The sequence below is a fragment of the Marinospirillum sp. genome, assembly GCF_014859565.1.
The window spans coordinates 1-11,384 of the sequence record NZ_JACUUA010000112.1 but is presented as its reverse complement, the minus strand read 5'-3'; the positions used below and the strand labels follow the sequence as shown (position 1 = coordinate 11,384).

General features: G+C 54.4%; 6 protein-coding genes and 1 pseudogene. 6 read left to right on the top strand and 1 reads right to left on the bottom strand.

Annotated features, from left to right (window positions below; translation table 11 throughout):
- The first annotated feature begins 242 nt into the window (after positions 1 to 242).
- Positions 243 to 2,534, top strand: coding sequence for an ammonium transporter (gene amt, locus IBX50_RS12935; protein ID WP_292256449.1), 2,292 nt, complete (start codon positions 243 to 245; stop codon positions 2,532 to 2,534).
- 8 nt (positions 2,535 to 2,542) lie between these two features.
- Here amt and IBX50_RS12930 read toward each other — a convergent pair whose 3' ends face one another.
- Positions 2,543 to 2,878 carry a response regulator gene (locus tag IBX50_RS12930; protein ID WP_292256447.1) on the bottom strand — a complete coding sequence of 112 codons (336 nt, stop codon included), beginning with the start codon at positions 2,876 to 2,878 and terminating at the stop codon, positions 2,543 to 2,545.
- Positions 2,879 to 3,209: 331 nt separating this feature from the next.
- Here IBX50_RS12930 and atzF point away from each other — a divergent pair, with 331 nt between their 5' ends.
- From atzF to IBX50_RS12905, 5 genes and pseudogenes are all read left to right on the top strand, one after another.
- Positions 3,210 to 5,045: an allophanate hydrolase gene (gene atzF / locus IBX50_RS12925; RefSeq protein ID WP_292256445.1), complete on the top strand. Its 1,836-nt coding sequence runs from the start codon at positions 3,210 to 3,212 to the stop codon at positions 5,043 to 5,045.
- Positions 5,042 to 8,746: an urea carboxylase gene (gene uca / locus IBX50_RS12920; RefSeq protein ID WP_292256443.1), complete on the top strand. Its 3,705-nt coding sequence runs from the start codon at positions 5,042 to 5,044 to the stop codon at positions 8,744 to 8,746. The genes atzF and uca overlap by 4 nt, the downstream gene beginning before the upstream one ends.
- Positions 8,743 to 9,492 (top strand): GntR family transcriptional regulator, encoded by a 750-nt coding sequence (locus IBX50_RS12915; RefSeq protein WP_292256441.1) that lies wholly within the window; start codon positions 8,743 to 8,745, stop codon positions 9,490 to 9,492. Before uca ends, IBX50_RS12915 begins: the two co-directional genes overlap by 4 nt.
- A gap of 91 nt (positions 9,493 to 9,583) precedes the next feature.
- Complete coding sequence (gene urtA / locus IBX50_RS12910) at positions 9,584 to 10,852, top strand: urea ABC transporter substrate-binding protein (RefSeq protein ID WP_292256450.1); 1,269 nt, start codon at positions 9,584 to 9,586, stop codon at positions 10,850 to 10,852.
- 80 nt (positions 10,853 to 10,932) lie between these two features.
- A pseudogene (locus IBX50_RS12905) lies at positions 10,933 to 11,384 on the top strand (urea ABC transporter permease subunit UrtB); the annotation flags it as partial.

Below are 11,384 nucleotides of genomic sequence, written 5' to 3'. Positions count from 1 at the left end.
GCCAAGAGTTGATCCCAGTCATCCGTTGTATACTTTTGCTTCACTCACTTGGTCATTACGTATCCCTTATGTTGTATGTCTTACACAAGCAGGCTTTATGTAGTATATCCAACATTCATTCAGGTGCGTTTAGCAAATTTTAACGCTTTTGAATCATTTCTTTATCATATTACACACATATTTTGTAATGGCATTAAACTTGCCCTGCATGGCAACCACCTATCCCATTGAAGGGTTCTGCCATGACTCGTTTACTTCTGCTTGCAGTGCTATTTTCTGCATCCCTGCCCGTTGCAGCACAAACCAGTATTGAAACCCTGCAGGCAAAACTGGACATGATCTGGGTTGCTGTTGCCATTGGGCTGGTGTTATTCATGCAGGCTGGTTTCACCGGGCTGGAATCCGGGCTGGTTCGTGCCAAAAACAGTATCAACGTTGCCATCAAAAACGTCACCGATCTGATTTTTTCCATTGCCGGTTTCTGGGTGCTGGGTTTTGGCATCATGTTTGGTAGCACCGCCTGGGGGCTTTTTGGTACGGATAGCTTCATGTTAAAAGGAGCTGATGAACCCTTTGCACTGATCTTTTTTGCTTTTCAGGCTGTATTTGCCGGTACTGCTGTCACCATCATGTCAGGAGCCGTGGCTGAACGCGTCAAGTTTCATGCTTACCTGATTGCTGCAGTGGTGATTGGCGCCATCATTTATCCGGTTGCCGGTCACTGGATCTGGGGTGGTGCTTATCTGGAAGGTGAGGACGGCTGGTTGGCAGCAATGGGTTTTATGGATTTTGCCGGTTCCACCGTAGTGCATTCAGTCGGTGGCTGGGTCGGGCTGGCGGGGATTATTGTACTGGGTTCCAGAATCGGTCGCTTTGATGCTGATGGCAAACCACGCGACATACCCGGTTGTAATGTAGCCATGGCATCCATTGGTGTGTTGATCCTCTGGTTTGGCTGGTTTGGCTTTAACGGGGGCAGCACTCTGGCTGCCTCAACCGATATTGCCGGAATCATCCTGAATACCATGCTGGCTGCCGCTTTTGGTGGTGTTGCGACCTTTTTTATCTCCATGTTTATTCACCGTGTTCCGGTGGTTGAACGCATCCTCAACGGCATTCTTGGTGGACTGGTCGGCGTCACTGCCGGTGCCGATGTGCTGACACCTACAGGGGCTGTTCTGATTGGCCTGAGCAGTGGCTGTCTAGTGTACTTTGCCGAGTGGCTGATCCTTTATATTTTTAAGCTGGATGATCCGGTGGGTGCTGTTGCTGTTCATGGTTTTGGTGGCGCCTGGGGCACTCTGGGGCTGGCTTTGCTGGCACCTGCCGAAAACCTCTCCACGGGTAGTCACGCCAGCCAGTTTATGATTCAGCTGATTGGTGTTGCCAGCACCTTTGGCTGGGCTTTTGGCATGGGGTTGATTTGTTTTTATCTGCTGAAAAAAATGGGTAACCTGCGTGTTCCGCCGGATCAGGAATTAAAAGGATTAAATATCTCTGAACACGGTGCCCGCATGGCATGGCTGGACACCATGGAAACCATTCGTGAAATTGTTGACAAGGGTGACCTGTCCAAGCGCGTGGAGGTGGAAGTCGGTACAGAAATGGGCGAGGTGGCACAAAGTTTTAACCAGCTGCTGGACGAACTGGAGGATAAAACCAAACTGGCCAGAGCTATCTCTAAAGGTGATCTGACTCGCAGTATCCAGCCCAAAAGTGATCAGGATCATCTGGGGCACGCCATTGCAGACATGGTGACCAGCCTAAGTCAGGTCGCCAATAAGGTTAAAGAGGCATCCACCAACATTCATCAGTATGCTGAATCGCTGGGACAGTCTAGCCTTCATCTGAATCAGGTCAGTGCCGATCTTTCCAGCAGTGTGACCGCAGTACATCACAGTGTTGAGGACACCAACGCGGCTGCTCATGAAATGCAACAACACGCCAAGTCCGGCAGCTCTTTTATTGAAGACGCCGTACAGAGCATGGTGCAGATTGGTGATTCACTGACACACCTCTCCGGAACCATCCAGAAGCTGGATAGCAGCTCTCGTAATATCAGTGAGATCATTCAAAGCATCAGTGAAATTTCTGACCAGACCAATCTTCTGGCATTAAATGCTGCCATTGAAGCAGCACGTGCCGGAGAGTACGGGCGAGGTTTTGCAGTTGTTGCAGATGAGGTTCGTAATCTGGCTGAACGCACACTGGGTGCCACACGAGAGATTTTTCAACTGGTGGAAGATATTGCCACTGAAACTGGTCAAGCCGTTAACTCCAGCCAGGTCAGTGAGCAATTAACACGACAGGTTACCGGAATTGCAGGCCAGACACTGACCGCCATGAACAGCATTCAGGCTTCGGTGGACAAGGTATTATTACGGATGCAGACCATTGCCACTTCAGTGAATCAGCAGAACACCACCAGTAACCATTCAGCTGATTCAGCACGTGAGGTCAGTCATATTGCTGATCGGCTGTTACAACATGCCGATGAACTACACACCAGTGTCGGATTTTTTACTACCCGATAAAAAAACCTTCAGCCGTGTGATCCGGGTGTTTTGAGGATATTAATCCAGTAATCACCCAGGCTTTTGATCACACTGATAAACTGATCAATATCCATCGGTTTGCTGATGTAGCCGGATGCCCCCAACTGGTAACAGCGCCGGATATCACTTTCAGCATCTGAGGTGGTCAGCACTACAACAGGTATACTTTCTGCGGCTGATCTGCATTTATGGCAAGCAAGTCGGTTTTGCCATTCACGCGTGGATGTCACCGCAAGAATACTGCGCAGCCCCGGCCACTGCGGGTGGCGCTCAACAATCTGCCCGGCAATCTCCTTCTGGCAGCCCATGGCGTCAATGGTCACGATGGCACCCTCCAGATACACGTAGGCAGTCGTACCTTGGCTTCGATCAAACAAAGTGCTTGCAATAGAGGAGGAGTCCAAACATGCACTTACGTTTTACAACCTGGCAGGTTGAGTCGAGCTTTTTCTGCTGTTGCCCAGTGACAGATTCTTTCTCCTATCTGGTGCGATGCCATGAAATGTTGCGCTCTACTGGTGCATTTCATGGTTATTCCGTCACCCATAATCCCCGCATTTTTTACATTAGTGTATTGATCTAAATAGGTTTTTAACTTTCTGGCATTCCTTGTGCTCTCTCTTGTATACAAGTTAGCGCACAAGGTGATGAGTGATGCAGATCAAACCCGAAACAACTGGCTGGACACTGGCCGATTGGCAGCTTGCCCAGCAGCAGGGGCAGGGACTGGAGCGTTTGCTGGCGTTGCTGGCTACTCTGGATGCAGCAGAAAGCCAGTCGGCTGATGTGGCCTGGATTTTTCGTGTGGATGTGGCGGGTTTAAAAAGCCAGTGGCAACAACTGGAAGCCCGCAAGGTTGCCGGGGATGTGTTGCCTTTGTTTGGTGTGCCCTTTGCCATCAAGGACAATATTGATGCTGCAGGCTGGCCAACAACCGCTGCTTGTCCGGCTTTTGCTTACACCGCTGAAAAGGATGCTAGGGTGGTGGCTTGTCTGAAGGCAGCCGGTGCGGTGTTGATCGGCAAGACCAACCTGGATCAGTTTGCCACCGGTTTGGTTGGCACTCGCTCACCCTATGGTGCCGTACCCAACACCTTTGATCCAGATTATGTTTCCGGTGGCTCCAGTTCGGGTTCTGCTTCAGTGGTGGCGCGAGGATTGGTGCCCTTTGCACTGGGTACCGATACTGCCGGTTCTGGTCGGGTACCTGCCGGTTTTAATAATATTGTGGGATTAAAACCCACTCGGGGCTGGTTCTCCAATACTGGTGTTGTCCCAGCCTGTCGTACCCTGGATTGTGTTTCGGTGTTTGCCCTGACGGTGGATGATGCCGTACAGGTGGCACAAATCCTTGGTGCCGAGCAGGATCTGGACGATGCTTTTTCCCGCCCCAGTCCGCAGTCTGCAGCCGTGGGTATGCCGGAGCGTCCGCGTCTGGCCATTCCGGCACAACTGGAATTTTTTGGTGATACCGCCATGCAGGCCGCATTTGAGCAGGCTCGCAGTGAGTTGGCACAATTGGCCGAGCTGGTTGAAATCGATTTTACCCCTTTTAATGAACTGGCTGCGCTGCTGTATCAGGGACCCTGGGTGGCCGAGCGGACTCACGCACTGGGTGATCTGTTACAGCAACAGCCGCAAGACATAGATCCCACCGTTTATGCCATTGTCAGCAAGGGTGTTGAATACACAGCACTGGATTTTTTTGCCGCTGAATACCGCAGGCAAGAGCTGGCACGCAGCATCCAGCAGCAATTAAAACAGGTGGATGCTTTGGTGGTGCCGACCTCACCGACCATTCGTACCCTGGCGGAAATGCAGCAGGAGCCGATTCTTTACAACTCCCAGTTCGGCACCTACACCAACTTCACCAATCTGGCCGATCTTTCCGCGCTAGCGCTGCCAGCACCTTTTCGTACAGATGGTCTGCCAGCCGGTATCACCCTGATAAGCAACGCCTGGCAGGATTTTGCGCTGGCTGATCTCGGGCATCGCTGGCAGCAGCATCTGGCGCTGCCGCTGGGTGTGACTGATCAGGCCTTCAAGCCTTCAGAAGTGACCAGCAAACCTGTTGCTCCCGGTGCTGTCAGGGTCGCGGTGGTGGGTGCTCATCTGCGTGGCATGCCATTGAATTTTCAGCTCACCACCCGCCATGCCGCCTTTGTGGAAGCCACTCAGACCGCACCTGAATACCGCCTTTATGCCTTGGCCAACACTACGCCGCCGAAACCCGGATTGGTGCGGGTGGCTGAGAAGGGGGCATCCATTCTGGTGGAACTCTGGGATGTACCGCTGGCGAATTTTGGTGCCTTTGTGGCGGAAATCCCTGAACCCCTGGGCATTGGTAATCTGCTGCTGCAAGACGGTCGCAGCGTCAAGGGTTTCATCTGTGAGCCGCTGGCACTGGGCAGTGCAAAAGACATCACCCACTTCGGCGGCTGGCGCGCTTACATCGCCGATCTGAAAAAATCTCAGGAGACTCCCGCATGAATGCAACAAGCCACCGCTATTTCTCCACCGTGCTGATTGCCAATCGTGGCGAAATTGCCTGCCGGGCAATCCGCACCCTCAAGCGTCTGGGTATTCGCAGTGTGGCTGTGTATGCCGAGGATGATCGCAATGCCGTGCATGTGCGGGAAGCCGATGTGGCGGTTTCACTGGCCGGTCATCGGGCCGATGAAACCTATCTGGATATGGACAAAATTCTGGCGGCAGCAAAAAACACCGGTGCCGAGGCCATTTACCCCGGTTATGGTTTTCTGTCGGAAAGTGCCGAATTTGCCGAGCGCTGTGACATTGAAGGCATCACTTTTATCGGCCCCACCGCCAGCCAGATTCGTGATTTTGGTCTTAAACACCGTGCCCGCGCCTTGGCTGAAGCCGCTGGTGTGCCGCTGACTCCCGGCAGTGATCTGTTGCAGAGTCTGGATCAGGCACTGGAAGAAGCCGAGCGTATCAGTTACCCGGTGATGTTAAAAAGCACCGCTGGTGGTGGTGGCATTGGCATGACTCGCTGCAATACTGCAGAGGATTTAAAAGAAGCCTTCGACCGGGTGGTGCGTCTGGGTCAGCAGTATTTTAACGATGGCAGTGTGTTTCTGGAGCACTGTATTGACCATGCTCGCCATGTGGAAGTGCAACTGCTGGGGGATGGTCTGGGTGAAGTGGTGGCACTGGGTGAACGCGACTGTTCATTACAACGCCGTCACCAGAAGGTGGTGGAAGAAACCCCAGCACCTCACCTGCCGCAGGCCACTCGTAAAGCCTTGATTGAAGCTGCTGAAAGTCTAGGGCGTAGTGTGAATTATCGCAGTGCCGGTACGGTGGAATTTATCTACGATGCTGACAAGGATGCTTTTTATTTTCTGGAAGTGAATACCCGGCTGCAGGTGGAACATCCAGTGACTGAATGTGTCACCGGGCTGGATCTGATTGAACAGATGCTGGCGGTGGCAGCCGGTCAGGCGGATCTGGCGCCGTTGCGTAACATCACCCCACAGGGTGCGGCAATGGAAGTGCGGGTGTATGCCGAAAACCCCTTGAAAAACTTTCAGCCCAGCCCCGGTAGCCTGAGTGAAGTCATTTTGCCGGATGACTTGCCGGGCATCCGGGTGGATGGCTGTGTTGAAAACGGCAGTGAAGTTTCCTCCGGTTTTGACCCGATGATTGCCAAGATCATTGCCCACGGCAAGGATCGTGCAGAAGCCCTTAGCCGCCTGCGTGCTGCGCTGGAAACCACTCGTTTTTACGGTATCCCCACCAATCTGGAATACCTGCGAGCAGTGCTGGCGGATCAAGACTTTGCAGCAGGGCAGGTGTCCACCCGTGCGCTGGAGCATTTCAGCTACACCAGTCGCAGTGTGGAAGTGCTGGTGCCTGGCACCTACACCAGTGTGCAGGATCTGCCGGGTCGCTTGGGTTACTGGGATATCGGTGTACCGCCATCCGGCCCGATGGATGACAAGGCATTTGCACTGGCTAACCGGCTGGTTGGCAACCCGGCAGATGCCGCTGGCATTGAGGCCACCCTGATCGGCCCAACGCTGAAATTTAATATTGATACGGTGATTGCTGTCACTGGCGCCTGTGAATCGACCACGCTGGATGATCAGCCCTTGCCGAGCTGGCAGGCGGTGGCCGTAAAAGCCGGTCAGGTGCTGAACCTAGGGCAGGCAAAAAGTGGTTGCCGGGCTTATCTGGCGATTCGTGGCGGGTTGGATGTACCACTTTACCTCGGCAGTCGCTCCACCTTTGCACTGGGGCAGTTTGGTGGTTTTTGCGGTCGTACCTTGCGTGCTGGTGATCTGCTGGAGCTGCTGCCGGAAACCTCAACACTGACTGCACCCGGTCAGGCACCGGCAGAGCTGGTTCCTGCTTACGGTCAGCAGTGGCAAATCGGTGTGCTGGTCGGCCCGCACGGTGCACCGGACTTTTTCACCCAAGCATCCATGGAAACCTTTTTTGCCACCGACTGGGAAGTGCATTACAACGCCAACCGACTGGGGGTGCGTCTGGTGGGTCCGGTGCTGGACTGGGCACGCACCGATGGTGGTGAAGCTGGTTTGCATCCCTCCAATGTGCATGATTGTGAATACGCTATTGGTGCGGTGAATTTTACCGGCGACAGTCCGGTGATCCTGATGAAAGACGGCCCCAGCCTGGGTGGATTTGTCTGTCCGGTCACCATTGCCCGTGCCGAACTCTGGAAGGTGGGGCAGGTGAAACCCGGTGACACCATCCGTTTTGTGCCGATGACTTTTGATGCAGCAGTGGCGCTGGAACAAGCCTGGGATCAGGCCATCAACACCCTGCAACCCCTGCCATCCGCCTTGCGCGAATTACCGCCACTGGATGCCAGCCTGATTGCTGAAAAAACGGATATAGCCACTTTTAATATCAGTGCAGCAGCGGCTTCCCCTTGTGTGCTGGCCACGCTGCCTGCCACGGATGAGCGTCCGCAGGTGGTTTATCGTCAGGCCGGTGATGGTTACATCCTGATGGAATACGGCGAAAACCTGCTGGATCTGACCACCCGTATTCGTGTGCACCTGCTGATGAATGCTTTGAAAGACCGAGCGATTCCGGGAGTGCTGGAACTAGCGCCGGGTGTGCGTTCGCTGCAAATCCGTTATAACGGTCAACAGCTGCACCAGCAACAACTGCTGCAGCGCTTGCTGCAACTGGAAGACACCCTGGTCGACCCGTCCCAAGTGAAAATGCCCACCCGTGTTTTGCACCTACCAATGGCTTTTGAAGACAGTGCCACCCTGGATGCCGTGCAGCGTTACCGCGAAACCGTGCGGGATCAGGCGCCCTGGTTGCCGAACAACGTGGATTTTATCAGCCGTATTAATGGTGTCAGCCGTGAGCAGGTGCAGGACACCCTCTACAACGCCCGTTATCTGGTGCTGGGGCTGGGGGATGTGTATCTGGGTGCACCCTGTGCGGTGCCGGTTGATCCACGCCATCGCCTGCTGAGTTCCAAATACAACCCGGCCCGTACCCATACCGCTGAAGGCACCGTGGGCATCGGTGGCATGTACATGTGCATCTACGGCATGGATTCCCCCGGAGGTTATCAGCTGGTGGGGCGCACCCTGCCGATCTGGAACACCTGGCTGAAAAACCGTCAGTTTGCGCCGGATGCTCCTTGGTTGTTGCGCTTCTTTGATCAGGTGTGTTTTTACCCGGTTACGGAAGAAGAGCTGGATGTGCTGCGGGAAGACTTTCGCCACGGACGTTTCCAGTGCCGTATCGAACAAGAAGTGTTTGATGTCGCGCAGTACCTGCAATTCCTCGAAGACGAAGCCGACAGCATCGGTGAATTCCGCAACCGCCAGCAACAGGCTTTTGGGGAAGAAATCAGCCGCTGGAGTGCGGAAGACATAGCACCTCCGGCCATCACTCAGGCGGAAACACCGGATACAGGTGAAGGGCTGGATGCCAGTAAAACCCCGGTGACGGCGGAAATTGCCGGTAACGTCTGGAAACTGCTGGTGGAGCCGGGCAGTGAAGTAAAAGCCGGGGACACACTGCTGGTGCTGGAAGCCATGAAAATGGAAGTGGCGATCAAGGCTCCGGTGGCGGGTCTGCTGGAAGGCTTCAGTTGCACACCCGGCAAGGCAGTGCGAGCCGGTGAGCTGCTGGCGATCATTGCGAAGGAAGATGCCACCGAAGAGGTCAGCGCATGAGTCCGGCCAACTTCCTGAACAAGAACCCGAAAAACCAGCGACGTGAAAATCTGGCTGATCGCATCTATGGCCAGATCAAGGAAATGATTTTCAATTTTCAGTTGCTGCCGGGGGATTATTTCAGTGAAGCGGAGATTGCCGAGCGCTTTGAGGCCAGTCGCACACCGGTGCGTGAAGCCCTCTACCGCTTGCGGCGGGAACACTATGTGGAGGTGCATTTTCGCAGTGGCTGGCAGATCAAACCCTTTGATTTCAAGGTGTTTGAGGAACTTTACGATGTTCGTATCCTGCTGGAAACCGCTGCCATCGAACGCCTTTGCAACATGACGGAAACACCGCCGCTGTTGCAGGAACTGCGGGATTTCTGGCTGGTGCCGGAAGCGCAGCGGGTTGGAGACATCAGCCTCAGCGAGCAGGACCGGGAGTTTCATTCCTGCATTGTGGAGGCCGCAGGCAACCGCGAGATGGCACGCATCCATCGTGACATCAGTGAACGCATCCACATCATCCGGCGGCTGGATTTCACCAAGGGATATCGCATTGCCGCCACCTACGAAGAACATGGTGCGATTCTCGAAGCCATCGAGCATCGCCGTATCGATCATGCCCAGAGGTTGATGACTGCCCACATTGCCGTCAGCCGGGATGAAGTCAGAAAAATAACAATACACATGTTGCAGGAAGCAAGAGCCAGGCATCAGGAAGCCAGTGACAGTGAATCGCCGGAACCACTCAAAAACAGCTGAATTTGGAGTTAAAACGATGCAGATTCTTAAAAAAATCAAGTCAGGCAGCAAAAGCTTCGCCCTGGCCGCCGGTGTCGGTGTGCTGCTGGGCATGACCAGTCTCAGTGCCACCGCCCAGCAACCGATCAAGGTGGGTGTACTGCATTCCCTGTCTGGCACCATGGCGATCAGTGAATCCGTTTTAAAAGACACCATCGAAATGCTGGTGGCCGAACAGAACGCCAAAGGTGGCCTGCTGGGTCGTCCGCTGGAAGCCGTGGTGGTTGACCCTGCCTCCAACTGGCCGTTATTTGCCGAGCGCGCCCGTGAACTGCTGGCGCAACACCGTGTGGATGTGGTGTTCGGCAACTGGACTTCAGTATCCCGCAAGGCGGTGTTGCCGGTGTTTGAAGAGCTGAACGGCCTGCTGTTTTACCCGGTACAGTACGAAGGTGAAGAGTCCTCTAAAAACGTCTTCTACACCGGTGCAGCACCGAACCAGCAAGCCATTCCCGCGGTGGATTACCTGAAGAATGAACTGGGTGTGGAGCGCTGGGTACTGGCCGGAACCGACTATGTGTATCCGCGTACCACCAACCGCATTCTGGAAGCCTACCTGAAGGACGTGCACGGTGTGGCCGCCAGCGACATCATGATCAACTACACCCCCTTCGGTCATTCCGACTGGCAGAACATTGTGGCTGAAATCCGTCGCTTCGGCAGCCAGGGCAAGAAGACTGCCGTGGTTTCCACCATCAACGGTGATGCCAACGTACCCTTCTACCGTGAACTGGGTAACCAGGGCATAGATGCCGGTGACATCCCGGTCATCGCCTTCTCCGTGGGTGAACAGGAACTTTCTGGTCTGGATACCTCCCCGCTGGTGGGACATCTGGCCGCCTGGAACTATTTTATGAGTGTGAACACCGACGAAAACCACGCCTTTATTGATGCCTGGCAGGCTTACAAGGGTGATACCGCTGCTGTGACCAATGACCCGATGGAAGCTCATTACATCGGTTTTAAACTCTGGGTGAAGGCTGTTGAAAAAGCCGGTACCACCGATGTGGACAAGGTACGCACGGCCATTCACGGCCTGAAAGTACCCAACCTGACAGGTGGTGTAGCAGAAATGTTGCCTAACCATCACATCACCAAACCAGTATTGATTGGTGAAATTCAGGCCGATGGTCAGTTTGAAGTGGTCTGGCAAACACCCGGTACTGTACCTGGTGATGCCTGGTCTGACTTCCTGCCTGGCTCTCGTGATCTGATGTCCGACTGGCGTGCCCCTGTTAACTGCGGCAACTTCAATACCAAAACCAAGCGTTGTGGTGGCAGCACCGCTGCTGAAGAAGCCCGCGCCGCTCTGGGTCAATAATCACTGTTTAGTCACTAACAGCTGGAGTGGCGGCCAACCTCGCCGTCCACTCCAACATCGACCTGAAAAAAGGAAACCCTATGCCCCTGTTGCTCATGCTTCTGCTGTTGCTCTGGTTGCCGCTGGCTCAGGCCGAAGCAGTCCAGCCACCAGCAGCCGAGCCGGAAACCCAAGCCCAGCAGTTGCTGGAAGCGCTGGATGTGGCGTCTTTTCAGGACAAGGGTAGCGCCATCCTGCAAATAGTTGCCAGTGAAGATCCGCGTGCCCGCAACTGGCTGTCGGCCTTGCTGGAAGGTAACCTGCAGCGTGAACGCAGTGGCCGTTTTGTGTTGGTGGAAGGCACCAGTGGTCGTGATCTGCTGGTGAGTGATGCCCTGAGTGGCGAGGCACTTGGAGCCATCAATCGTCGTGATCTGAGTCGCATCAGCATCAACAACCCGCTGCGTAATCAACTGCGCAGCGCACTGGCATTGATTGACCTCTATTCATCCGATCTCAACCTGCGCCGTGCTTCTGCCGAGCGCCTGATTGG

Coding starts and splice junctions, on each gene's coding strand:
- amt (WP_292256449.1), top strand. CDS start 243: ATGACTCGTTTACTTCTGCTTGCAGTGCTATTTTCTGCATCCCTGCCC.
- atzF (WP_292256445.1), top strand. CDS start 3,210: ATGCAGATCAAACCCGAAACAACTGGCTGGACACTGGCCGATTGGCAG.
- uca (WP_292256443.1), top strand. CDS start 5,042: ATGAATGCAACAAGCCACCGCTATTTCTCCACCGTGCTGATTGCCAAT.
- IBX50_RS12915 (WP_292256441.1), top strand. CDS start 8,743: ATGAGTCCGGCCAACTTCCTGAACAAGAACCCGAAAAACCAGCGACGT.
- urtA (WP_292256450.1), top strand. CDS start 9,584: ATGACCAGTCTCAGTGCCACCGCCCAGCAACCGATCAAGGTGGGTGTA.